20 protein-coding genes are annotated in these 22,925 nt (G+C 63.9%); 17 read left to right on the top strand and 3 right to left on the bottom strand.

The genetic code is table 11. From position 1 onward, the window contains the following. Window positions 1-65 precede the first annotated feature (65 nt). Together AABB87_RS15880 and AABB87_RS15875 are read left to right on the top strand one after the other, a co-directional pair. The gene (locus AABB87_RS15880; protein ID WP_341972159.1) at window positions 66-815 is read left to right on the top strand and encodes an electron transfer flavoprotein subunit beta/FixA family protein; all 750 of its coding nucleotides are present in this window, start codon (window positions 66-68) and stop codon (window positions 813-815) included. 2 nt (window positions 816-817) lie between these two features. Continuing rightward, window positions 818-1,762, top strand: coding sequence for an electron transfer flavoprotein subunit alpha/FixB family protein (locus AABB87_RS15875; protein WP_341972158.1), 945 nt, complete (start codon window positions 818-820; stop codon window positions 1,760-1,762). Window positions 1,763-1,798: 36 nt separating this feature from the next. Here the strand turns inward: AABB87_RS15875 and AABB87_RS15870 are convergent, their stop codons facing one another. After that, window positions 1,799-3,880, bottom strand: coding sequence for an NADPH-dependent 2,4-dienoyl-CoA reductase (locus AABB87_RS15870; RefSeq protein ID WP_341972157.1), 2,082 nt, complete (start codon window positions 3,878-3,880; stop codon window positions 1,799-1,801). A gap of 226 nt (window positions 3,881-4,106) precedes the next feature. Here AABB87_RS15870 and AABB87_RS15865 point away from each other — a divergent pair, with 226 nt between their 5' ends. Both AABB87_RS15865 and AABB87_RS15860 read left to right on the top strand, forming a co-directional pair. Further along, on the top strand, window positions 4,107-4,880 hold the full coding sequence (locus AABB87_RS15865; RefSeq protein ID WP_341972156.1) for an SDR family oxidoreductase: 774 nt from the start codon (window positions 4,107-4,109) through the stop codon (window positions 4,878-4,880). A 17-nt stretch (window positions 4,881-4,897) separates the two neighbouring features. Next, window positions 4,898-5,275: a nuclear transport factor 2 family protein gene (locus AABB87_RS15860; protein ID WP_341972155.1), complete on the top strand. Its 378-nt coding sequence runs from the start codon at window positions 4,898-4,900 to the stop codon at window positions 5,273-5,275. 15 nt (window positions 5,276-5,290) lie between these two features. Here the strand turns inward: AABB87_RS15860 and AABB87_RS15855 are convergent, their stop codons facing one another. Further along, window positions 5,291-6,082 (bottom strand): enoyl-CoA hydratase, encoded by a 792-nt coding sequence (locus tag AABB87_RS15855; protein WP_341972154.1) that lies wholly within the window; start codon window positions 6,080-6,082, stop codon window positions 5,291-5,293. A gap of 120 nt (window positions 6,083-6,202) precedes the next feature. Here AABB87_RS15855 and AABB87_RS15850 point away from each other — a divergent pair, with 120 nt between their 5' ends. The 13 genes from AABB87_RS15850 (at window position 6,203) to AABB87_RS15790 (ending at window position 22,572) form a co-directional block, all read left to right on the top strand. After that, window positions 6,203-7,012, top strand: a complete 810-nt coding sequence (locus AABB87_RS15850) for an SDR family oxidoreductase (RefSeq protein ID WP_341972152.1) — start codon at window positions 6,203-6,205, stop codon at window positions 7,010-7,012. 39 nt (window positions 7,013-7,051) lie between these two features. Then, window positions 7,052-8,020 (top strand): Zn-ribbon domain-containing OB-fold protein, encoded by a 969-nt coding sequence (locus AABB87_RS15845; RefSeq protein ID WP_341972151.1) that lies wholly within the window; start codon window positions 7,052-7,054, stop codon window positions 8,018-8,020. Between the two features lie 17 nt (window positions 8,021-8,037). Then, on the top strand, window positions 8,038-9,144 hold the full coding sequence (locus AABB87_RS15840; protein WP_341972150.1) for an acyl-CoA dehydrogenase family protein: 1,107 nt from the start codon (window positions 8,038-8,040) through the stop codon (window positions 9,142-9,144). Window positions 9,145-9,166: 22 nt separating this feature from the next. Beyond that, window positions 9,167-9,598 (top strand): MaoC family dehydratase, encoded by a 432-nt coding sequence (locus AABB87_RS15835; RefSeq protein WP_295082255.1) that lies wholly within the window; start codon window positions 9,167-9,169, stop codon window positions 9,596-9,598. Between the two features lie 18 nt (window positions 9,599-9,616). After that, window positions 9,617-10,795: a lipid-transfer protein gene (locus AABB87_RS15830; RefSeq protein ID WP_341972149.1), complete on the top strand. Its 1,179-nt coding sequence runs from the start codon at window positions 9,617-9,619 to the stop codon at window positions 10,793-10,795. A 23-nt stretch (window positions 10,796-10,818) separates the two neighbouring features. Next, window positions 10,819-12,000 carry an acyl-CoA dehydrogenase family protein gene (locus AABB87_RS15825; protein ID WP_295082259.1) on the top strand — a complete coding sequence of 394 codons (1,182 nt, stop codon included), beginning with the start codon at window positions 10,819-10,821 and terminating at the stop codon, window positions 11,998-12,000. A 45-nt stretch (window positions 12,001-12,045) separates the two neighbouring features. Further along, a complete protein-coding gene (locus tag AABB87_RS15820) occupies window positions 12,046-13,863 on the top strand; it encodes a long-chain-acyl-CoA synthetase (protein ID WP_341972148.1) in 1,818 nt (605 codons plus the stop codon). Further along, window positions 13,817-14,947 (top strand): MBL fold metallo-hydrolase, encoded by a 1,131-nt coding sequence (locus AABB87_RS15815; protein ID WP_341972147.1) that lies wholly within the window; start codon window positions 13,817-13,819, stop codon window positions 14,945-14,947. Before AABB87_RS15820 ends, AABB87_RS15815 begins: the two co-directional genes overlap by 47 nt. Before the next feature lie 13 nt (window positions 14,948-14,960). Beyond that, window positions 14,961-16,151, top strand: coding sequence for an acyl-CoA dehydrogenase family protein (locus AABB87_RS15810; protein ID WP_341972146.1), 1,191 nt, complete (start codon window positions 14,961-14,963; stop codon window positions 16,149-16,151). A 20-nt stretch (window positions 16,152-16,171) separates the two neighbouring features. Beyond that, a complete protein-coding gene (locus tag AABB87_RS15805; protein ID WP_341972145.1) occupies window positions 16,172-17,311 on the top strand; it encodes an acyl-CoA dehydrogenase family protein in 1,140 nt (379 codons plus the stop codon). A gap of 3 nt (window positions 17,312-17,314) precedes the next feature. After that, window positions 17,315-19,042, top strand: coding sequence for a class I adenylate-forming enzyme family protein (locus tag AABB87_RS15800; RefSeq protein ID WP_341972144.1), 1,728 nt, complete (start codon window positions 17,315-17,317; stop codon window positions 19,040-19,042). Between the two features lie 409 nt (window positions 19,043-19,451). Next, a complete protein-coding gene (locus tag AABB87_RS15795; protein ID WP_341972143.1) occupies window positions 19,452-20,828 on the top strand; it encodes a DUF1329 domain-containing protein in 1,377 nt (458 codons plus the stop codon). A 22-nt stretch (window positions 20,829-20,850) separates the two neighbouring features. Further along, complete coding sequence (locus tag AABB87_RS15790) at window positions 20,851-22,572, top strand: DUF1302 domain-containing protein (protein ID WP_341972142.1); 1,722 nt, start codon at window positions 20,851-20,853, stop codon at window positions 22,570-22,572. Here AABB87_RS15790 and AABB87_RS15785 read toward each other — a convergent pair. Beyond that, on the bottom strand, window positions 22,569-22,919 hold the full coding sequence (locus AABB87_RS15785) for a hypothetical protein (RefSeq protein ID WP_341972141.1): 351 nt from the start codon (window positions 22,917-22,919) through the stop codon (window positions 22,569-22,571). The genes AABB87_RS15790 and AABB87_RS15785 overlap by 4 nt on opposite strands. Window positions 22,920-22,925: the final 6 nt, after the last annotated feature.

Below are 22,925 nucleotides of genomic sequence, written 5' to 3'. Positions count from 1 at the left end.
GACAGTGCACAGCAAACAAGCGCCCCCGGCAGCCCGGCCGGGGGGCATTTTTTCTGGAGTTACCGATGAAAGCACTCGTCGCTGTGAAGCGGGTGATTGATTACAACGTCAAGGTGCGCGTCAAGAGCGACGGCTCTGGCGTTGACCTGGCCAATGTGAAGATGAGCATGAACCCCTTCGATGAAATCGCCGTCGAAGAGGCGGTGCGCTTGAAGGAGAAGGGCGTGCTCAGCGAGGTGATCGCTGTTTCCTGCGGCCCGGCCCAGTGCCAGGAGACCTTGCGCACGGCCTTGGCCTTGGGGGCGGACCGCGCTATTCTTGTGGAAACCGAGGCTGAGTTGCAGCCGCTGGCCGTGGCCAAGCTGCTCAAGGCTCTGGTCGACAAGGAGCAACCCCAGCTCATCATTCTGGGCAAGCAGGCCATTGACGATGACTGCAACCAGACCGGCCAGATGTTGGCCGCCTTGGCCCATTTGCCGCAGGCGACATTTGCTTCCAAGGTCGAGGTGGCCGATGGCCGTGTTGCCGTGACGCGCGAGGTGGATGGCGGGCTCGAGACCCTGAGCCTGAGCCTGCCCGCCGTCATCACCACCGATCTGCGCCTGAATGAGCCGCGCTATGTGACGCTGCCCAACATCATGAAGGCCAAGAAGAAGCCCTTGGCCCTGTGCACGCCCGCCGAACTGGGCGTGGACGTAACGCCGCGCATCAAGACCTTGAGCGTGCTCGAGCCAGCCAAGCGTGGCGCTGGCATCAAGGTGGCCGATGTGGCCACGCTGGTGCAAAAACTCAAACTTGAAGCAAAGGTGATCTGAGCATGAGCGCACTCGTTATTGCCGAACACGACAACGCGACCCTCAAGGGCGCAACCCTAAATACCGTCAGCGCGGCGGCCGCCTGTGGTGGCGACGTCCATGTGCTGGTGGCCGGCCACCATGCCGGTGCTGCAGCGGCTGCTGCGGCGCAGATCGCCGGCGTCAGCAAAGTACTGCACGCCGACGACCCCGCGCTTGCCGACGGCTTGGCTGAATGCTTGGCGGCGCAAGTGGTGGCGCTGGCGGGCAGCTACCAGCACATCCTGTTCCCAGCCACGGCCGCGGGCAAAAATGTGGCGCCGCGTGTCGCGGCCTTGCTGGATGTGGCGCAACTCAGCGATGTCAGCCGCGTCATCAGCGCGGACACCTTCGAGCGGCCGATCTACGCCGGCAATGCGGTGGCCACGGTGCAAAGCAGCGACGCGATTCGCGTCATCACCGTGCGAAGCACCGGCTTTGATGCCGCACCGGCGAAGGGCGGAGCCGCCGCTATTGAGGCGATTGCGGCGGTGAGCGCCAGTGCTGCCAGCCGCTTTGTGAGCCGTGAAATCAGCCGCAGTGACAGGCCGGAGTTGACCGCCGCCAAGATCATCGTTTCAGGCGGACGAGCCCTGGGCTCCAGCGAGAAGTTCGCTGAAGTGCTGACGCCGCTGGCCGATCAGCTCGGCGCCGCCTTGGGCGCAAGCCGCGCCGCCGTCGATGCGGGCTATGCGCCCAATGACTGGCAGGTGGGGCAGACCGGCAAGATCGTGGCGCCGCAGCTCTATGTGGCCTGCGGCATCTCTGGCGCCATCCAGCATCTGGCCGGCATGAAGGACTCCAAGGTGATTGTGGCCATCAACAAGGACGCGGAAGCGCCGATCTTCGCGGTGGCCGACTACGGCCTGGAGGCCGATCTGTTCACCGCCGTGCCTGAACTGGCGAGCGCACTGGGTGAGGCGGGCTAAGGATTGCGCCGGGGCTGGCGCGCCAGCCCTGCAGGTCTACAAGCTCAAAGCCAGCTGGGTGCCTTGCTCGATGGCGCGGCGGGCGTCGATTTCCTGCGCGACATCGGCGCCGCCGATGACGCTGACAAGCGCGCCGCTGGCGCGTAAGGGCGCGGCCAGCCCGCGCACGCTGTCCTGGCCGGCGCACACCACCACATGGTCGACAGGCAGGCAAAGCGCTTGTCCGTCCTTGAGCAGATGAAGGCCGGCATCGTCGATGCGTAAGTACTCGACGCCGCCTTGCATTTGCACGCCGCGCCGCTCCAGGCGCAGCCGGCGGATCCAGCCGGTGCTGCGGGCGAGGCGCCGGCCGGGCTTGCCGGGGCTGCGCTGCAGCAGCCAGACCTCTCGGCTGGATGGCCGTGCCGCCGCCGGCTTGAGGCCGCCCGCGCTGCCGGTGCCGCGGTCTATGCCCCATTCCTCAAGATAAGCGTGGACCTCGGCTTCATTGCGTGGGGGTGTGCTCTGGCCGCAGCCTTCGGCTTCACTGAGCAGTTCCGCCACATCGAAGCCGATGCCGCCGGCACCGATCACCGCCACCCGCTTGCCCAGGGCTTGCGGTGCCATGATGGCCTGCGCATAGCTGCGCACTTTGGCGTGGGCGATGCCGGGAATCTCTGGCGTGCGTGCTTGCACACCCGTGGCCAACACGATGTGGTCGAAGCCGGCCAGCTCGGCCAGGCCTGCGCGGGTGCGCAGGTGTAGACGGACGCCGTGGCGCTGCAGTTGGCCGCGCCAGTAGTTCAGGGTCTCGGCAAATTCCTCCTTGCCGGGAATGCGCCGGGCCAGCTGGAACTGGCCGCCGATCTCGTCACCGGCTTCGAACAGGGTCACCAAGTGGCCGCGTGCCGCCGCTTGTGTGGCGCAGGCCAGGCCGGCAGGGCCCGCGCCCACAACCGCGATGCGCCGCGGCTGCTGTGCGGGCACGAGCTGCCATTCTGTTTCGCGGCAAGCCAGTGGGTTGACCAGGCAAGAAACGGCGCGCTGCTCGAAGGCGGCATCCAGGCAGCTTTGGTTGCAGGCGATGCAGGTGTTGATCTGCTCGGCCTGGCCGGTGGCGGCCTTGCGCATCAGCTCGGGGTCGGCCAGAAAAGGCCGCGCCATCGAGATCAGGTCTGCATCGCCGCGTGCCAGGATGAGTTCGGCCACTTCCGGCCGGTTGATCCGGTTGCTGGCCACCACTGGGATGCTGACGGCCTCGCGCAGCTGGCGAGTTGCCCAGCTGAAGGCGGCGCGCGGCACCAGGGTGGCAATGGTCGGGACCCGCGCCTCATGCCAGCCAAAGCCGCCATTGATCACATCCACACCGGCTTGCTCCAGGGCACGGGCGCAGGCCAGCACCTCATCGCGGCAACTGCCGTCCTCCACCAGATCCAGCAGCGAGAGGCGAAACATTAGGAGGAAGTCTGGGCCGAGGCGTTCGCGGATGCGACTGACGATGCTGAGCGCAAAGCGCCAGCGACCCTCGGGGCTGCCGCCCCAGCGGTCGCGGCGCTGGTTGCTACGCGGCGCCAGGAATTGATTGATCAGATAGCCTTCACCGCCCATCACCTCAACGCCGCCATAGCCGGCCAAGCGCGCCAGCGCGGCGCTGTCGGCATAGGCCTGAACCAGCGCCTCAATCTCGGCCTCGCTGAGTTCGCGCGGCGTATGCGCCGACAAGGGCGAGCGCAGCGCCGAGGCCGAGACGCCGCCACTGGCATGGTCATAGCGGCCCACATGCAATAGCTGGGCCAGCACATGGCTGCCTTCACGATGCACGGCCTCGGTCAAGAGGCGGTGGCGCAGGGCCTGCGCCGGGGTGCACAGCGTCGAGTGTTCGGCATGCTGGGGCATGCCCAGGGCCTCGGGGCTGATGCCCAGGCCGCCGGTGATGATCATGGCCGCACCGCCGCGCGCCCGAGCCGCGTAGAAGGCGGCCAACTTCGCCATGCCGTCGGGCTGCTCCTCCAGGCCGGTGTGCATGGAGCCCATGATGCTGCGGTTTTTCAGGGTGAGGCGTCCCAGTTGGTAGGGGGCCAGCAGATGTGGAAACTGGGCGCTGGCTTCAGCGGGCTTGGGGTTTGTGTGCAATCTCATCGTCCATCACGAAGAGGACCCTGCTGATCCGATGCGGCAGACTACCGAGGCGGGGGCATACGGCATCGTCCGTTTGCATGTGGTGCGGACATGGGCTCTCGGGTCAGATAGACGAGTGAAATACGAATGACGAGTGTGCCGAGCGTGCACCCCAGGGCGGATCGGGTGCCAGCCAAGCTCACATCACAGCCACGACAGCATTGAATTGCCACAGGACCAGAACACTATGCCAACTACTCTCATCACCGGATCGGCCTCGGGCATCGGCGCGGCCTGCGCTGCGGCATTGAAGGCGGCCGGCCATCAAGTCATCGGCCTTGACCTGCGCAATGCCGACATCATTGGCGACCTTTCTACCCCGCAAGGCCGCGCGAGCGCCATCGAGCAGATTCTGGCGCGCTGCGAAGGTCAGCTGGACGGGGTGCTTTTGTGCGCGGGCTTGGGGGCGCAGGTCAATCCGGCCTCGCTGACCGTTTCGGTGAACTACTTCGGTGCGGTCGAGTTGCTGGACGCGCTGCTGCCGGCGCTGCGGCGCGGCAGCCAGCCCTCGGCGGTGGTGATTTCCTCGGTGGCCTCGGCCCATCTGCCTTGGGACAAGAACCCGCTCGCGGCCGCGCTGGAAGCCGGCGATGAAGCCCATGCGCATGCCATCGTGATGGGAGCCGGCCCCGCCGGTGGCCACCTGGCTTATGCGGGCTCCAAGAATGCCGTGACCGTGGCGGTGCGCAAGCGTGCCCAGGCCTGGGGGCAGGCCGGCGTGCGCTTGAATACGGTAGCGCCGGGCGCCACCGAAACCCCGCTGCTGCAAGAGGGCCTGAAGGATCCGCGCTTCGGCGAGGCCATCAAGAACTTCGTCCCGCCACTGGGCCGCCGCGCCGAGGCGCAGGAGATTGCTGCGGTCGTGACCTTCCTGTTCAGCCCGGCTGCAAGCTATGTGCATGGCGCCCAAATCGTCGTTGACGGCGGCATTGACGCGGCCGGCCGGCCGACTCAGTTCTGATGCGCCAGGAGCTAGCGATGCCAGATCCCGCTCAGATGGAAGCTGCGGTGCATGAGTACCTGCGCGCACTCAATGCCGCGGACCTTGATGCGGTGCTGGCCTTGTTCGATGCCGATGCCAGCGTGGAAGATCCCGTGGGCAGCCCGCCCAAGCGCGGGCATGCCGAGATCCGCGCCTTCTACGCGACCTCGCTGGGCATGCAGCTGACCTTGGCTTTGGAGGGGCAGGTGCGCGTGGCCGCCAAGGAGGCCGCGTTTGCATTCAGCGTCAGCTTGCAGCATGAGGGCCAGCAGATGGTGATCCGGCCCATCGATGTGTTTCGCTTCAATGAGGCCGGCAAAGTGGTGTCCATGCAGGCCTTTTTCGGCCCAGCCAATATCGGCGCAGGCTCTTGAGCCTGCTGATGTCGTTCAGCGCCCCTCGAACTTGGGGCGGCGCTTTTCGATGAAGGCTTGCATGCCTTCTTTCTGATCGCGGGTCGCGAACAGCAGCTGGTTGGCTTTGCGCTCAAGCATCAAAGCCGTTTCCAGTGAAGCGTCTACGCCGGCCAGCACCACTTCTTTGATCTGCTGGGCGGCGAGGGGGGGCATGGCGGCGATCAGCGCGGCCATCTTGATGGCTTCATCCACCACCTGATCATCTGCCACCACCTGGCTGACCAAGCCCATCAGCCGCGCTTCGTCGGCGCCGATGGGTTTGCCAGTTAGCAAAATTTGCATGGCGTTGAACTTGCCCACCGCGCGAACCAGGCGCTGGGTGCCGCCGATGCCGGGCATGATGCCAATGCGGATCTCGGGCTGGGCAAAGCTCGCGCTGGTGCCGGCAATGATGATGTCGGCGTGCATGGCCAGTTCCGCGCCGCCGCCAAAGGCATAGCCGCAGACGGCCGCGATGATGGGCTTGGGGCAGCGCTCGATCGGTGCCCAGACGCGTTCGGTGTGGCGCTGCATGATCTCGATCGGGCCGCAGTCGTCCATGCTTTTGATGTCGCCGCCGGCCGCGAAGACCTTGTCGCCGCCGGTCAGCACGATGGCGCGCACCGCCGGATCTTGGCTGAGTGCGTCGAAGGTGCGCGACAAGGCTTGCTGCAGTGACAGGCTCAGGGCATTGGTGGCCGCGGGGCGATTCAGGCGCACGAGGGCGACGCCGTCTTCAGGGGTTTCGAGCAGCAGCTCGTCGGTGCAGGCAGTAGCTTGGGTCATAGAGATCTCGTTCGGGATGGCCCTGCGTTGGGGCGGTGTCCATCGTCGGCGCCGCAGCCTTCGACAACATCGTCCTTTTGGACGTATCTGCGCCGGCGCGGCTTCTCTAGATTCCAGGGCATGAACCCGAATTCTCAAGAGTATGCGCAACGTGTGGTGCTGGTCACCGGCGGCACCAAAGGCATTGGTCGCGGTATTGCCGAGCACTTCCTCGCCGCAGGTGCCACCGTCGTCGTGTGCGGCCGTAATGCCCCGCCGGAGTTGCCGGCGGTGATTGATGCCGGCGTGATGCGGCAGGCCGAGTTTCTGAGCTGTGATGTGCGCGAGGCCGAGGCTGTGCGTGCCATGGTGGCGGAAGTTGTGCGTCTACATGGCCGGCTGGATGTGCTGGTCAATAACGCCGGTGGTGCGCCCGAGGTGGAAGCGGCCACGGTGTCGCCGCGCTTCCATGAAGGCGTGCTGCGTCTGAATCTCTTCGCCACCTTGCATGCTGCTCAAGCCGCCAACGCGGTCATGCAGCAGCAGGACGAGGGCGGGGTGATCGTCAATATCGGCAGCATCAGCGCCTTGCGGCCTTCGCCAGGAACTGCGGCCTATGGCGCGGCGAAGGCGGCTGTGCTGAGCCTGACCGGCTCGCTAGCGGTGGAGTGGGCACCGAAGGTGCGCGTCGTGGCGGTGAGCCCGGGCCTGGTGCGAACCGAGCAGTCGCATCTGCACTTTGGCAATGAGGCCGGCATCACTGCGGTGGCCGCCACCATTCCCGCCGGCCGCTTGGCCGAGCCGGCCGACATCGCTCAAGCCTGCCTCTACGTGGCCTCGCCGCGAGCGGCCTATATGAGCGGTAGCAATTTGCTGCTGCATGGCGGCGGTGAGCGACCCGCATTCATGTCCGCGGCCAAGCCCACGGACAAGCACACGGACAAGTCCTGAGCCCGGCGCGGCTCGCTACGCAATAACAAGGAGCATCTCTTGGCCGAACAAGATTGGATGAAGCGGGCACGAGCCCTGGTGGGCAAGCAATACGGACGTGTCTATGCCTGGGACAAGGTCAATGCGCCGATGATTCGCCAATGGTGCGAGCTCATGGGTGTGGCCGTGCCGGTGGATGCCGACGGCACGGTACTGGCGCCAGCCGCCATGCTGCAAGTCTGGTGCATGGAAGGACCGGTGGCGAACAACTACCCGCCGGGTTCGACCACCGAGAACCCCTACGAAGTCCTCAAGCTCATGGAGACCGAGGGCTTCGCGTCGGTGGTGGCGGTGAACTCCGAGCTCAGCTTCGAGCGCATGGTGCGTGAGGGTGAAAAGCTCTACTACACCACCCGACTCGATTCGGTGGGCGAAGAGAAAACCACCGCCTTGGGTACAGGATTCTTCGTCACCCTGGTGATGACTTTTTTCTCTGAGCGGAGCGCTGGGGACGAGAAGGTCGGCGAGTTGCTGTTCCGCGTCTTCAAGTTTCGACCGGCCAATCCGGTCAAGCCTGCTGATGGCAGCAGCGGCAGCAAGGCAGATGTGCCAGCCGGCCCGCCCAAGATCAAGCGCTCGGCCCCCGGCATCAGCGATGACAACCGATTCTTCTGGGACGGCGTGCGTGAAGGGCGGTTGCTGATTCAACGCTGCAAGAGTTGCGGCAGCTTGCGCCACCCGCCCGGCCCGGTCTGCCCGAGCTGCCATTCCTTCGAGTGGGACACGCTGCAGGCCAGCGGCGGCGGCACGGTCTATTCCTTCGTGGTGATGCACTACCCCGAGGTGCCGCCCTTTGACCATCCCAACCCGATCGGCCTGATCGAGCTGGACGAGGGCACCCGCCTGGTGGCGCAACTGGTGGGCATTAAGCCGAGCGAGGTGCAGATCGGCCAGCGCGTGCAGGTCGAGTTCAACGCCTTCAATGACGGTGAGCTGGTGCTGCCGCAATTCCGGCCCGTGCCGGCCTGAGCGAAAAGGGTAGAGCCATGGATTTCCAATTAAGCGAAGACCAGCGGGCATTTGCCGATATGGCGCAAGGCCTGTTCGCTGACTATTGCGGCGACGAGCAACTACGTGCCCATGACCTCGGCGGCAGCGCCTTCATGAGCGCGCTGTGGCAGCAATGCGTGACTTCAGGTCTGCACAGCATTCTTGTCCCGGAAGCCTTGGGCGGTCTCGGCCTGGGTATGACCGAGTTGATGGCGGTGCTGGAACAGCAGGGTCGGGCCCTGGCCTTGGTGCCTCTGTGGGAGCAGCAACTGGTGTGCGCGGCCTTGGCGCGTTATGTGCCTGAGGCGTCGGCTGCGGTGCTGGAACGTGCCATCCAGGGCGAGGTGATGGCGCTGTCGCTGACCGCCTTGATGGCAAGCCATGGCCCCAGCCTGCGGGTTCAGGACGGTGTCTTGCATGGCAGCACTCTGGCTGTGCCTCTGGGTGACCTGGCGGGCCATGCTTTGCTGGCCGTTGAAGCGCGCGGCCAGTACCGCTTGGCGCTGGTTGACTTGACGCAGCCTGGTGTCACTCGCGATCCCGGCTTGAGTCAGCATCACCAGGGCCTGGCCGACTTGAGCTTCGCCGGCGTGCCGGTGCTGGCCCTCTTACCTGCGGAGGCTTGCGCCTGGGTAGAGCAGCGCGCTATTGCCTGCGCCGCAGCGCTGCAGCTGGGCGTGACCCAGCAGCAGCTGCGCGCCACCGTGGCCTATGTCAGCGAACGTCAACAGTTCGGTCGTGCCATCGGCAGCTTTCAATTGGTGGCGGGGCAGATGGCCGATGGGCATATCGCCACCGAGGCACTGCGGGCATCGCTGTGGCAATTGGTCTGGCGTCTGGATCAGGGGCGCCCCAGCGCACCGCAGGCTCATGCGACGCGGGCCCTGGCCAATGAACTCGGCCACCGTACCGGCCATATGGCCCAGCACGTTCACGGCGGCATCGGTGTTGACGTGACCTATCCCATGCACCGCTATTTGTATTGGAGTCGCGCGCTCGGCGTTCTGCTGGGTGGCAGTGAACACCATCTGGCCATTCTGGGCGACTGGTTGGCCGACAACGACACGCTGGGCTGGAAGTACGACCTGCCCGAAGACTGCTGAGTAAGTGAGCGAGCAAGCAACCATGACGACTAAAAATCAAAACTCCGCAACGCCTCGCTTCGATGCCGTCCAGCTCGGCGATGAGCTGCCCGGCCTGGCCGTGCCAATCACGGTGCCCCTGATCGCCGGTGGCGCCATCGCGACGCGCGACTACTTTCCGGGCCATCACGACCTAGAGGCCGCCCGCGCCCTGGGTTCGCCCCACATCTTCATGAACATCCTGACCACTAACGGCTTGGTTCAGCGCTTCATTGAGTCCTGGGCAGGTCCACAAGCCAGGCTCTTGGATCTGAAGATCAAGCTGGGTGCGCCCAACTATCCGGGCGACACCATGAGCTTCAGCGGCGCCATCACCGACAAGCGCGCCAGCGACCGCAGCGTCGATATCACGCTCAAGGGCAAAAACTCCATGGGCAGCCACGTCACCGGCACGGTACGTGTTGCCCTGCCTTGAAGCGAAGGAATCTCGACCATGACTGACTTCAATATTTCCGGCCGCACGGCCATTGTTGGCCTGGGCGCCACCGAGTTCTCCAAGAACTCCGGCCGCACGGAGCTGCGCCTTGCTCTGGAAGCCACGCTACAGGCCTTGGCCGATGCCGGCATTGACCCCAAGGACGTGGACGGCTTCTCGTCTTACAGCGTCGACAAAGTGCCCGAATACGAGATTGCCCGCCTGCTCGGCGCCCGCGACGTCAAATTCTTCTCCCAAGTGCCGCATGGCGGCGGCGCGGCCTGCGGGCCCGTCTTGCATGCGGCGATGGCGGTGGCCAGTGGCATTGCCAAGACGGTGGTGGTTTACCGCGCCATGAACGAGCGCAGCTGGTACCGCTTCGGCACCGGCAGCTATGGCTTCGGTGCTACGCCCTTGTTCGATAACGTTAATTACGGCTGGTATATGCCGCACGGCTTTCATACGCCGGCGGCCTGGGTCGGCATGTTCGGCCGGCGCTATATGCATGAGTTTGGCGCGACCAGCGAGGACTTCGGCCGTGTGGCCGTGGCCGCGCGTGATTTCGCTGCCACCAACCCGGCCGCCTTTTTCTACGGCAAGCCGATCACGCTGGAAGAGCATCAGGCCAGCCGCTGGATCTGCGAGCCGCTGCATCTGCTGGACTGCTGCCAGGAGAGCGATGGGGCGGTGGCCATGGTGATCACCTCGGTCGAGCGCGCCCGGGACCTCCGCGCCAAGCCGGTGCTGATCAAGGGCGCAGCCCAAGGCATCAGCGATGGCCAGCAGAGCATGACCTCCTTCTACCGCCCCGAGATCACCGGCCTGCCCGAGATGGGCTTGGTGGCCAAGCAGCTATGGGCTCAGAGTGGCCTGGCGCCTGAGGATGTGCAGACCGCGGTGATCTACGACCACTTCACGCCTTTTGTGTTGCCGCAGCTGGAGGAATTTGGCTTCTGCAAGCGAGGCGAGGCCAAGGACTTTGTCCGCGCCGGTCATCACGCCCGCGGCGGCCGACTGCCCATCAATACCCACGGCGGCCAACTCGGCGAGGCCTATATCCACGGCATGAATGGCATCGCCGAAGCCGTGCGCCAGGTGCGTGGATCGGCTGTCAATCAGGTGGCCGATGTGCGCAATGTGGTGGTCACTGCCGGCACCGGTGTGCCCACCAGCGGCCTGATTCTGGGCCAGGCCTGAGCGCCGCAACGGGAGCACTGCAGATGTATATCGACCTGAGCCCTGAGCAACATGCCCTGCGTCTGCGGGTGCGTGACTATTTCAATGAGCTGATGACGCCTGAGCTGCGCGTCAAGCTGCGCGGCGCCGAAAGCGGCACAGAGTTTCGCGACACCATTCGCAAGATGGGGCGGGATGGCTGGCTGGCCGTGGGCTGGCCCAAGGAGCATGGCGGGCAGGGTTTTGGCCCGACCGAGCAGCTGATCTTTTTTGAAGAGGCCAATATCGCCGGCGCGCCGCTGCCCTTTGTGACCATCAGCACCGTCGGGCCTGCCTTGATGGCGCATGGCACCGAGGCCCAAAAGGCGGCCTATTTGCCTGGTATTGCCAGCGGCGAGATCATCTTCGCGATTGGCTACTCCGAGCAGCAAGCCGGCTCTGACTTGGCGACGCTGAAGACCACTGCGCGGCTGGAAGGCGATTTGCAGAGCGGACACTTTGTCGTCAATGGCGCCAAGCTCTGGACCTCCGGCATCGAGGCGGCTGACTACCTCTGGCTGGCAGCGCGCACCAGCCCCGAGTTGGCGCGCCACAAAGGCATTTCCATCATGGTGATGGACACGGCCGCAGCCGGCTTCTCCCACACCTTGATCGAGACGGTGGGCAACTTCACCGCCGCCACCTACTACGACAACGTGGAAGTGCCAGCTGGCAATTTGATCGGCGAATTGCATGGCGGCTGGAAGCTGATCACTGCCCAGCTCAACCATGAGCGGCTGGGCCTGGGCTCGTGGGCCGACAAGGTGTTTGGACCCTTCCGCAAGGTCTTGCTATGGGCCAAGGCGCGGGACGAGCAAGGCCGTCGCGCTGTTGACCAGGCCTGGGTGCGGCGCGCTCTGGCCGAGTGCTATGTGAGGCTGGAAGCCATGCGCATCACCAACTTCCGCATCGCCGCTGATTTGGAAGCGGGCGGCATGGATGTGGCCCTGGCCTCGACCACCAAGGTCTATGGCTCCGAGAGCGTGGTGGAAATTCTGCGCCGCTTGATGGACATCGTTGGCCCCAGCGCATTGGTGCGCTCAGGCAGCAGTGCGGCCTTCCTGATGGGTGAGCTGGAGTTCGAACTGCGCGCCGCAACCATCAACACTTTTGGTGGTGGCGTGAATGAGATCCAGCGCGAACTGATCGCGCAATTCGGCCTCGGCATGCCGCGGCCGGTGCGTTAAGCGGCCACTGCCTTGCTGCAAAAACTGCCAGAACAAGGAGCTTGCGTGATAACTAGCGAGACATCGGCCATCGTGCCGCGGGAAGTGACTCAGGCCAAGCTGGACCGACGTGCTGCGATTGCCGCGAGCTACCTGGCCTCCAGCCCCTTCACCACGGCGGACCGGGTCGAAGCCAGTGCGCGCGAGTTTGGCCAACGCCCCTGCGTGCGCTATGGCGAGCAGACCTGGACCTATGCCGAGTTCAATGCGGCCGTTAACCAAGCGGCGCATGCGGCCAAGGCGCTTGGCGTGCGCTGCGGCGATGTGGTGGCGTTGGCCCTGGAAAACCGGCCGGCCTTCTTCTTCGCTTGGTTGGGGCTCAGCAAGATTGGCGCCGTGGTGGCGTTTTTGAATACGCATCTCAGTGGCAAGCCTCTGCTGCATGCGCTGGAGGTCACGGCTGCCCGGACGGTGATTGTTGGCGAGGAATGCCTGCCCAATTTTTCTGCCAGCGGCGAGCTGCCGCCGCAGTTGGCGCTATGGCTCTGGCCCGATCCTGAGCGCCCGGCTGACGCCCAGGCCCAGGGCCTGTGTAGTCTGGACTTCGCTGCCTTGGTGGCCCAGAGCGGCACTGACAACCCACCTGCTGACTGGCGCGCTGGCTTGAATGCTGGCGCCACGGCGCAATACATATTCACCTCTGGCACCACCGGCCTGCCCAAGGCCGCCATCATCAGCCACGGCCGTTGGCTGATGGCCGGCGACAGCATGAAGACGGTCTGGGAGATCACACCGGATGAGGTGTTCTATTGCTTCTTGCCGCTCTATCACGGCGCTGCGTCAATGTCGGCCACGGCCACGGCCTTCAGCGCTGGGGCCAGCTTGGTGCTGCGGCGCAAATTCAGCCGGCGTGAGTTCTGGCCCGATGTGCGCCGCTACCGCATCACCATGTGCCAGTACGTCGGCGAGATCTGTCGCTTCTTGTTGAGCGCTGCACCGGCAGCACATGAGCGCGATCACAGCCTGCGCAAGATGACAGGCACCGGCTTGAGCCCAGAGATCTGGACACAATGGACGCAGCGCTTCGGTGAAATGCAAATCTACGAGGGCTGGGGTTCCACCGAGTCCAACACCAGCACCCTCAATTTGGAGAACCGGGTCGGCGCTTGCGGGCGGGTACCGTTTTGGGAAAAGACCAATCTGCGCTTGCTGAAGTACGACCAGGAAAACGGCTGCCATGTGCGCGACGCGCAGGGCTTCTTGCAACTGGCCGCGCAAGATGAGGCTGGCGAGGCCATCGGCCAGATTCACAGCTACCCCGACATCATCGGCGGCCGCTTCGAGGGCTACACCTCCGCCGAGGCTTCCGAGAAGAAGATCCTGCGTGATGTGTTCAGCAAGGGCGATGCTTGGTGGTCCTCGGGCGATCTGTTGCGCTGTGATGGCGACGGCTATATCTGGTTCGTTGACCGCATTGGCGATACCTTTCGCTGGAAGAGCGAGAACGTCTCCACCACCGAGGTGCAAGACGCCTTGGGTGACTTCCCGGGCCTGGATGCCATCAATGTCTACGGTGTGCGCGTCCCCGGCTGTGAAGGCCGTGCCGGCATGGCCGCGCTGGTGCTGAACGAGGGCGCCCACTTCGATCTCCAGGCCTTCTGGGCGCTGGCGATGGCGCGCCTGCCCAACTACGCGGTGCCGCTTTTCCTTCGGCTCACGCCCACGGCCGATATGACCGGCAACTACAAGCTGCGCAAGGTTGATCTGCAGCGCGAGGGCTTTGATGCCAGCCTGGTCAAGGATCCGCTCTTTGTGCGCGATGACGGCGCGCAGGCCTATGTCGCTCTCAGCCCTGCAGCGCTTGCGAAGGCCATCGGTGTCTGAGGCGGGCGACAGCCCGGTGGGCCATACGCGGGCAGCCCGTCTGCCGCGGCGCGCCGCGAGCGCGGCGCTGGACTACCCCTTCACGCCGCCGGCAGCGGATGGCTCGGTGGTCGAGGTGGCGCCGGGCATCTTGTGGTTGCGCCAACCCATGCCCATGTCGCTGGATCACATCAATGTCTATCTGCTGCGCGATGGCGAGGGCTGGACTCTGGTGGACACCGGCCTCAACACAACGCGCAGCCAGGAACTGTGGCGGGAGATTGTGGCGACCCGGCTGGGCGGCCTGCCGCTCAAACGGCTGATCTGCACGCATAGTCATTACGACCATGCGGGTCTGGCCGCCTGGTTGATGGAGAGCTATCAGATTCCGCTGCTGATGAGCTATGGCGAGTACTTCATGATGCGCGGCGTCTCCACCTTGCCCGAGCCGCTGCCTGACAGTCATCTGCGCTTTTACCAACAGGCCGGTATGCCGGCCGATGTGGTGGCGCGCATGTTCGAAGCGCTGCGCCGTGACCCCTTCATGCCCGAGGTGCCGCCGAGTTTTGAGCGCATCCGCGAAGGTGAGCTGATCCGCATTGGCAGTCGCGACTGGCGAGTCGTGATCGGTGAGGGGCACTCGCCCGAGCATGCATGCCTGTATTGCGAGGATGAGCGCATCTTGCTGGCAGGCGACCAACTGCTGCCGCGCATCACCTCGAATGTTCTGGTCTCGCCCATCGAGCCCGAGGCCGACCCTTTGCGCCTGTGGCTGGCCTCGCTAGATCGTTTGGATCAGTTAGCGCCTGACACCTTGGTGCTGCCCTCTCATCAGGGTGTCTTTCGAGGCTTGCATGCCAGGGTGGAGGAGTTGCACGCCCACCACCAGCAGCAGTTTGAGCTGCTCTTGGCGGCGCTGGATGAACTGGGTGCCGCCACGGCCTATGAGTTGATGCTGCGCCAGTTCCCCAAGCGTCGCCATCCGGTCGATGACTTGATGGCGCTGGGCGAGACAATCGCGCACCTGTCCTGCCTGCGCTACCAGGGCAGCTTGCGCCGAGTTCTAGAAGAAGATGGATGCCATCGGTTCAGCCGCTTGGTCTGAGGAGACATATTCAGTGAGTGAGATCGAGAATTTCCGCGTCGACATCCGGCAATGGCTGGAGACGAACTGCCCGGCCAGCATGCGCAAGCCCATCGTGCCGGATGAGATGGTCTGGGGCGGTAGCCGCTTGGCTTTCAATAGCGAGGAGCAACGCCTGTGGTTCGAGCGCTGCCGCGAACGCGGCTTCTTCGCACCCGGCTGGCCTGCAATCTATGGCGGCGCTGGGTTCAGCCCCAAGGAGGAGCGCGTCTACGAGCAGGAACTGGCGCGCATCGGCGGGCGCCAGCCACAGTACAACCTGGGCGTGTGGATGTTGGGCCCGGTGCTGCTGGAGTTGGGCACGCCGGAGCAAAAGCTGGAGCATCTGCGCCCCATGATGCGCGGTGAGCGGCGCTGGTGTCAGGGCTTTTCCGAGCCGAATGCGGGCTCCGATCTTGCGAGCCTGAAGACGGCCGCCAAGCTGGACGCAGACGGCACGCACTACGTGATCAACGGCGGCAAGATCTGGACCTCGGACGGCGACAAGGCCGACTGGATGTACGCCCTGGTGCGCACCGACAGCAGCGCACGCAAACAAGACGGCATCAGCTTCGTTTTGATCGACATGCAGGACCCCGGTGTCAGCGTCAAACCAATCGAGCTGATCAGCGGAAAGTCTCACTTCTGCCAGGTCTTCTTCGACAACGTGCGGGTGCCTGTGCGCAATCTGGTGGGCAAGCCGGGCGAGGGCTGGGCCGTGGCTAAGAAGCTGCTGCAGCATGAACGTGCGGCGATGGCCAAATTTGCCGAGGGCGGGGCGCCTTCGCACGACGCGCTGGAAGTGGGGCGGCCCTATCTCTACGCGGCGGATGGAGCGCTGCGTGAGCCCGCCTTGCGCGATCGGCTGGCTCAGGTACTGATGGATGCGCAGGCCTTCGCCTTGACCAGCCAGCGTATGAAGGAGCAAATGATGGCGCGCCAAGACGTCAGCGGCCTGGCTGCCATCATGAAGCTGGTGCAGACCGAGCAAGAGGTCGCCAAGTACGAATTGCTCCAGCAAGCCATGGGCTTGCGTGGCCTGGGCTGGGAAGGGGATGACTTCAGCGCCGATGAGCTCGCGGTGTGCCGCGCCTGGCTCAATACCAAGACCTACACCATCGGTGGCGGCACCTCGGAAGTGCAGCTCAACATCATTGCCAAGCGCGTGCTTGGGCTGCCAGGCTGAGAGATCGAGGGAAACTGACCATGACGATGTTGTTGAACGAAGAGCAGACCATGTTGCGCGACAGCGCACATGATTTTTTGCAAGCGCAGTCGCCACCGAGCTTGCAGCGCAAGCTGCGCGATGAGGGTGCTGACCTGGGCTTTGATCCCGCGCTGTGGCAGCAGGCGGTCGAGCTGGGCTGGACGGCGGCCGTGATCCCGGAGGCCCAGGGTGGCTTGGGCGTCGGCTTTGCCGGGCTGGCGGCTGTGTTTGAGCAGATGGGGCGAAGCCTGGCGGCCTTGCCGCTGCTGTCGCATGTGGTGCTGGGTGGCGGCTTGCTCTTGGCCGCGGGTGACGCGACGCAACAGGCGCGCTGGCTGGGCGCGGTGCTGGACGGAAGTGAACGCTTTGCCTTGGCCCTGGATGAACACAGCGGCCGCCACGCTCCGCAAACCATCGACACCGTCGCCCGGCGTGAGGTGGGTGGCTGGGTGTTGGACGGCGACAAGTGGTTTGTGGCCGATGGCATCGGCGCGCGCTGGTTGATTGTGGCGGCGCAGCAAGTGGACGCCGCTGGCCAAGATGAAGGCCTTGGCCTCTTCGTGGTGGAGCGGGCACGGCCGGGCGTGGACTTAAGCCCCTTGCATTTGGCCGACAGCCGCAACCACGCCCGCTTGCAGCTGCGTGGCGTTCGCCTGGCCGAAGACATGCGCTTGGCCCAGGGCGATGCAGGGCAGGTGCTGGAACAGGTGCTGGACCGCGCCCGTATCCTGCTGGCCGCTGAGACTCTGGGGCTGCTGCGCCAGGTCTTCGAGTCGACCTTGGCGTACTTGAAGGAGCGCATGCAGTTCGATGTGGTGATCGGATCCTTCCAGGCCTTGCAACATCGCATGGCCCGCTTGTTCACCGAACTGGAGTTGCTTGAAAGTGCCGTGCGGGGCGCAGCCGCCGCGATTGATCAATCCGCAGCCGACTTGCCCTTGCTGGCCAGCCTGGCCAAGGCCCGTGCGGCCGACCTTGCGGAGAAGCTGTGCAATGAGGCCATTCAATTGCACGGCGGCATCGGTGTGACCGACGAGCTTGATCTTGGCTTGTTCGTGAAGCGTGCACGGGTGCTGCAGCACAGCCTGGGCGACGCCCATTTCCATCGCTCGCGTTATGCCGCATTGAAGGGTTTCTGAGTCATGAGCAATAGCAATATGCAGGCCACCACCACCTCATTGGCGGCTCAGGCGGCGGGCATGCGCGCGCAGCTGACGGGGCCCGGCGCCCCCTTCGAACTGCAGCAACTGGATGTCGCGGGCCAGCGCTTTTCCGTCTACAAGAATGCGTTCACCGATTTGCCCGCATTGATCCAAGCCGGTCGTGCACATGCCGCGCGTGAGTTCATCGTCTATGAGGGCGAGCGTTGGACTTTTGAGCGCTTCTTCGCTGCCGCCGATGCACTGGCTGCCCGACTTCAGCAGCAAGGTCTGGTGCCTGGGGCGCGTGTGGCCATTGCCATGCGCAATCGTCCCGAGTGGGCGGTGGCTTTTGTGGCCACAGTGCTGGCCGGTGCGGTGCCTGCGCCGCTCAATAGCTTTGGTCTGCGCGATGAGTTGTTGGCGAATCTGCGTGATGTGCAGCCCGCTTGGCTCATCTGCGATGCCGAGCGCCACGCCCATGTGGGCGCGGACCTGGCTGCACTGCGTTGCCGTGCCTTGGTGGTGGATGCACCCGCCGCTTCGGCAGCGGCCGGTGCGACCGACTGGCAGCTGATGACGGCCGCTGCCAATGCGCCCGCCTTGCAGCCGGTTGCGGTCCAGCCCGATGACTTGGCCTTGATCTTGTTCACCTCGGGGGCTTCCAGCCAGGCCAAGGGTGTCTTGTCCAGCCACCGCTCGGTCTGCCAAGCTCTTTTCAATATTGATTACATCGGTGCCATTTCCGCCATGACCTCGCCCGAGATCGTGGCGAAGGTGATGGCCCGAGGCCTGCAGCCAACCACCCTGACGGCCGTGCCCTTGTTCCACGTCAGCGGCTTGCATGCGCAGTTGCTGACCGCGCTGCGACACGGGCGGCGCTTGGTCTTCATGCGGCGCTGGGAGCCAGTCAGCGCGCTGGCCCTGATGCAGGCGGAAAAGATTACGCAGTTCAATGGCGCGCCGGCCATGGTGGGGCAGCTGCTGGCTCAGCCGAGCTTTGCCGAAGTGGCCCGGGACGGCTGCTTGGGCGGCGTGGGCTTTGGCGGCGCCGGCTTGCCGCAGTCGCTGATCGATGCGGTGCTGTCTTTGCAGCGCGACTCCATGTCCGGCATTGGCTTTGGCATGACGGAAAGCAATGGTGTTGGGTCCGCTGCTTCGGGTCGTTTGTTTGCGGCCCGCCCTGAGGCTTCCGGCCTGGTTTCGCCCATCATTGATGTGCGCATTGCAGACTTCGATGGCCAGCCTATGCCTGTTGGGGAGCCGGGCGAGATCTGGCTGCGCGGCGTGAGCGTGATGCAGGGTTATTTGAATCAGCCTGAAGGTGCTGAGGCCGCGCTGCGCGGCGGCTGGCTGCGCACGGGGGACATCGGTGTGCTTGATGCCGACGGCTATTTGCGCGTTGTGGATCGCATCAAGGATGTGATCAATCGTGCGGGCGAGAAGATTTCCGCCGCCGAAGTCGAGTCCTGTTTGCTGCAGCATGCCGCGATCGAAGAGGCGGCGGTGTTCGGTCAAGCCGATGAGCTGACCGGTGAAGCAGTCGTCGCGGTGCTGGTGATCAAGCCTGGCTGGGAACTTGATGCCGTGGGCGTTCAGCAGCATGTGCGCGAGCGCCTGGCTGCGTACAAAGTGCCTGCTGCCGTGCACCTGCGCACCGAGCAGTTGCCGCGCAATCCCGCCGGCAAGATGCTCAAGTCCGCCTTGAAGAAGCTATACGCCGTGCATTGACGGAGCGGGTGTTTCCGGGCGTGGTGCGCCACGCTATTCGGAGCATCAAATTCTGCCTTCGCCGCTCACCTAGCGGCGAAGGCATATCTTCGCTTTAGCTGCTGCTATGGCTGTGGTGTGCGCCTTGCTAATGCTCGGGAACCCACCGACTTCTCTCTCTCCTCTCCCCATGAAGCAACAGGATGGCTCAGGCATCTCAGGTGCCGGCTGCGCTGTGTTCGTTCCCCGCGCGTTTGGGGATTGCCAGTAGTCCCATCAGACGATGGAGATTGCTGCTCGCGCTCAAACAATGAATTGTCACAGAGGGCTCAACGCCGGATGTCCCGCATGCGCGGCCAGGCGGGCGTGCTGAAGCCTTTCAGCCCGAGTTCTGACATTTCTGAAGAACGATCGCCAATAGGAGACACAGATGAAGAGATCGATGATCCATGTGCCGGCAGCCATTGCCGCCAGCCTGCTACTGGCAGCTGGCGCTTCGGCCAAGGTGCCTGCCGCCGAAGCGGACAAGTTGGGCAAGTCCCTCACCTGCGTGGGTGCCGAAAAAGCCGGTAGCGCCAGCGGCGTGCCCGAGTACGTCGGCAAATGGCAGGGCGTGCCGCCTGGCATGAAGTACACGCCTCACGTCGGCCAACATCCAGTTGACCCCTATGCCGGCGAAAAGCCCTTGTTCACCATCAGCAGTGAAAACATGGCCCAGCATGCCGAGCGCCTGACCGACGGTCAGAAGGCCATGTTTGCCAAGTACCCCAAGACCTATCGCATCGTGGTCTATCCCGGGCACCGGGACTTCCGCTATCCGGACAGCATGTGCGCAGTGGCGAAGAAGAACGCGCTGGAGTCGGAGATGAACGCCGACGGCCTGGGCGTGAAGTCATTCAAGGGCGCGGTGGCCTTCCCCATCCCCAAGAGTGGCAACGAAGCCCTGTTCAATATGCTCTTGCCCTTCCGTGCGTTCAACGAGCACACCATCCGTGACACCGCCAACGTTTTGTCCAGCGGTAGCGTGGCTTTTGGGCGTGCCGAAAACAAGAGCATGGATCACACCAACAAGCCCGAAGACATCGGCAAGCCGCTCGAAGGCGTGATGGCGCAAACGCTCAATGTGATCATGCTGCCGGAGCGAGAAAAGGGCACGGTCAGCGTGTCCTCAGAGCCGGTCAATTTTGGTGTCTCTAAACGCCTTGCTTGGTCCTATGACCCGGGCACACGGCGCGTGCGCCAAGTGCCGCTGTTCGGCTTCGACAATCCCATGCCAGGTACCGGCGGCAAGATGACCACCGATGCTGACCGCTTCTTCAACGGTTCGCCCGAGCGCTACAACTGGAAGCTGGTGGGCAAGCGCGAGGTCTATGTGCCGGCCAACACCTTTGGCCTGCACGCCAATACCGTCAAGTACGCCGATTTGCTCAAGCCAGGGCACGCCAATCCGGATCTGATCCGTTATGAGCTGCGGCGCGTTTGGGTGGTGGAGGGGTCGCTGAAGGAAGGGTTCCGCCATCTCTTCGGCAAGCGCGTGCTGTTCCTTGATGAGGACACCTGGCATGCCGTGCTGACCGATCTCTACGACGCTCGCCAGCAGCTGTGGCAGCACGCCGTCGCCGGCTACTACTACACGCCGGACACGCAGGCTTGGCACTCCGGTAACAGCTTCTTCTACGACATGAACTCGGGTGGCTACGTGGCCTACAACCTGTTCCAGGAACGCCCCATCGGCCCCCTGTTGAACAAGGGCAATTTGACGCCCGACATGTTCACCCCAGATGCGGCCCGAGCCGCCGGCAATTGACCGCAATCAGGAGACAACAGCCATGCAAATGAAAAAAACGCTGCCAGCGCTGGCGGCCGCGACCCTGGCCTTGAGTTTGTGCGCTGCCTCGCAGGCGGGTGAGACCATCGAGCTGAGCGACGGCGTGAAGCTGGACTGGCGCCTGACCGGCACTTATACCAACTCGATGCGCATGTCCAAGCCGGATCCGCTCTTGACCAGCCGTGTCAGCAATTCAGGCGGCAATGACGGCGACAGCAATTTCGCGTATCACGCCAACACGGCCAATCGACTGGCTCTCAACTTTGATGCCAAGGTGTTCAGGGGCGATAGCGGCGTTGTGCTGTCCGCCAGCAGCTTCTACGACGCGGCCTATCGGCGCGCCAACGACAACAACCCGGCGGCCAACAACCCAGGGGGCGTGAACAAGCCCGCGCCGTTCAATGAATTCACGCCTGAAGCCAAGCGCTACCACGGCGGCTATAGCCGCATCCTGGATGCTTATGGCTACACATCGGTGGACACAGGCAGTGTCGGACGCTTGACGCTGCGCGGTGGCCGGCATGTGGTGTCCTGGGGCGAGGCCCTGTTCTTCCCCGGCATCTCGCTGGCGCAAGGCCCCGCGGATGGCACCAAGACCGGTGTGCCGGGCACCGAAACCAAGGACCAGTTGCTTCCGGAAGATCAGATCTCCGCCATTCTTGAGGTGAACCCGAATTGGTCCTTGATGGCCCATGCGCAGTTCAACTGGCAGGAAACTCTGGCCGCCGCACCGGGCAGCTTCATGAGTGCGTCCGACGCCACCGGCCCAGGTGCTAACTGCCTCGGCCCCTACACCGCGATTCCGCAGGTGCCGCCCTTGTTTGCAGGCTTCAATGGCTGCTCCTTCGGTGTTCGTGGCGCGGACATCACGCCGAGCAAGACCGGGCAATGGGGCTTGGGGACGCGAGTTCGGATCAGCGATGACACCGAGTTAGGCTTTTACTACCTGAACTATCACGACCGCACGCCGCTGCCCGAGATCAATGCCTTCACCCCTGGCACGGCGATTCCTGCGCCGCTGCAGGCGGCCTTCGGCGGCATCAAGCAGATTGGCAACGGCAGCTATCGCATCCGCTACTTCGACAATATTCCGCTCCTGGGCGCTTCATTCAACACCACGGTGGGTGCGGTGGCCTTTGCGGGCGAGTTGTCGCACAAGCGGGGCGCCCCAGCGCTGGTCAATACGGTGGTGAACCCGGCCACGAATGCCACCATGCCCAGCCCCACGCGCGCTGATGTGACTCAGCTCAACCTGAACGCCTTCTACAACGCCGGGCGTACGCCTTTGGCCGATAGTGCATTGTTGCTGGGTGAAATCTCCTACGTGAAGGTGGGCAATGTAACGGCGCGCAAAGCGCCTGGCGCTGAAGCCTTCCCGGCGAACTTTGGCTTTGGGGAGAGCGATCAGCTGTCCTTCAAGACCAATCGAGGTTTGGCCATCTCGGGCACCTTGTCGCTGAGCTATCCCGGCGTCTTCGAAGGCTGGGATCTGGGCGTGCCGATCAGCGTTTCTCGGCAACTGAAGGGCCGCACCATTCTGGGTGGCGTGGGTGGCGAAGGCGACACGCGCTACGCCTTGGGTGCCACCTTCACCAGGCATGGCAACTTCTCGGTGGGCTTGACCTATCAGGGCTTCCTCGGCTCTCCCTCGTTGGACTTGTTGACCTACCGCCCATTCACTGATCGCAATCAGTTGTCTCTGGTCATGAAGTACGCGCTCTAAGGAGCCATTTGTTGCAAGGCGGTCTCATAGGGACGCAGCTTTTCAGGGCGGCTTGGTAACAGGCCGCCCTTTTTTATTGTGGAATGCGAAGTTTTGGCGCCGTTCTTCTTGGCTGCGTCGGCCAACAACAGCAAGACGAGCTGCACGGCTGAAAACACAGGTTCAGTTGACCCGCGCTGGTTCAAATGACGTATGCGTCTGGCCTCGGCAACTCGCATCGAGCAAGGCCGAGCGCCGCTCTCCACAGTCGGGATCATGCCCATTTTTTTGAAAAAGTCGCTTTGTGTCTTTTGTGGTGCATGTTCTGGGATGAGTTGACCTTTGCCGTTATTGAGATCGCCAACCATGGCTCG

The sequence above is a fragment of the Roseateles sp. PN1 genome, from assembly GCF_038419725.1.
Lineage (GTDB): Bacteria > Pseudomonadota > Gammaproteobacteria > Burkholderiales > Burkholderiaceae_C > Paucibacter_A.
This window is presented reverse-complemented; position numbering and strand designations above follow the sequence as displayed.

What these genes read in the sequence shown, in the direction of transcription:
- AABB87_RS15815 (WP_341972147.1), top strand. Translation starts at nt 13,817, where the DNA reads ATGTCGCTCTCAGCCCTGCAGCGCTTGCGAAGGCCATCGGTGTCTGAG.
- AABB87_RS15795 (WP_341972143.1), top strand. Translation starts at nt 19,452, where the DNA reads ATGAAGAGATCGATGATCCATGTGCCGGCAGCCATTGCCGCCAGCCTG.
- AABB87_RS15880 (WP_341972159.1), top strand. Translation starts at nt 66, where the DNA reads ATGAAAGCACTCGTCGCTGTGAAGCGGGTGATTGATTACAACGTCAAG.
- AABB87_RS15875 (WP_341972158.1), top strand. Translation starts at nt 818, where the DNA reads ATGAGCGCACTCGTTATTGCCGAACACGACAACGCGACCCTCAAGGGC.
- AABB87_RS15825 (WP_295082259.1), top strand. Translation starts at nt 10,819, where the DNA reads ATGTATATCGACCTGAGCCCTGAGCAACATGCCCTGCGTCTGCGGGTG.
- AABB87_RS15860 (WP_341972155.1), top strand. Translation starts at nt 4,898, where the DNA reads ATGCCAGATCCCGCTCAGATGGAAGCTGCGGTGCATGAGTACCTGCGC.
- AABB87_RS15805 (WP_341972145.1), top strand. Translation starts at nt 16,172, where the DNA reads ATGACGATGTTGTTGAACGAAGAGCAGACCATGTTGCGCGACAGCGCA.
- AABB87_RS15830 (WP_341972149.1), top strand. Translation starts at nt 9,617, where the DNA reads ATGACTGACTTCAATATTTCCGGCCGCACGGCCATTGTTGGCCTGGGC.
- AABB87_RS15790 (WP_341972142.1), top strand. Translation starts at nt 20,851, where the DNA reads ATGCAAATGAAAAAAACGCTGCCAGCGCTGGCGGCCGCGACCCTGGCC.
- AABB87_RS15785 (WP_341972141.1), bottom strand. Translation starts at nt 22,919, where the DNA reads ATGGTTGGCGATCTCAATAACGGCAAAGGTCAACTCATCCCAGAACAT.
- AABB87_RS15835 (WP_295082255.1), top strand. Translation starts at nt 9,167, where the DNA reads ATGACGACTAAAAATCAAAACTCCGCAACGCCTCGCTTCGATGCCGTC.
- AABB87_RS15850 (WP_341972152.1), top strand. Translation starts at nt 6,203, where the DNA reads ATGAACCCGAATTCTCAAGAGTATGCGCAACGTGTGGTGCTGGTCACC.
- AABB87_RS15870 (WP_341972157.1), bottom strand. Translation starts at nt 3,880, where the DNA reads ATGAGATTGCACACAAACCCCAAGCCCGCTGAAGCCAGCGCCCAGTTT.
- AABB87_RS15855 (WP_341972154.1), bottom strand. Translation starts at nt 6,082, where the DNA reads ATGACCCAAGCTACTGCCTGCACCGACGAGCTGCTGCTCGAAACCCCT.
- AABB87_RS15865 (WP_341972156.1), top strand. Translation starts at nt 4,107, where the DNA reads ATGCCAACTACTCTCATCACCGGATCGGCCTCGGGCATCGGCGCGGCC.
- AABB87_RS15840 (WP_341972150.1), top strand. Translation starts at nt 8,038, where the DNA reads ATGGATTTCCAATTAAGCGAAGACCAGCGGGCATTTGCCGATATGGCG.
- AABB87_RS15800 (WP_341972144.1), top strand. Translation starts at nt 17,315, where the DNA reads ATGAGCAATAGCAATATGCAGGCCACCACCACCTCATTGGCGGCTCAG.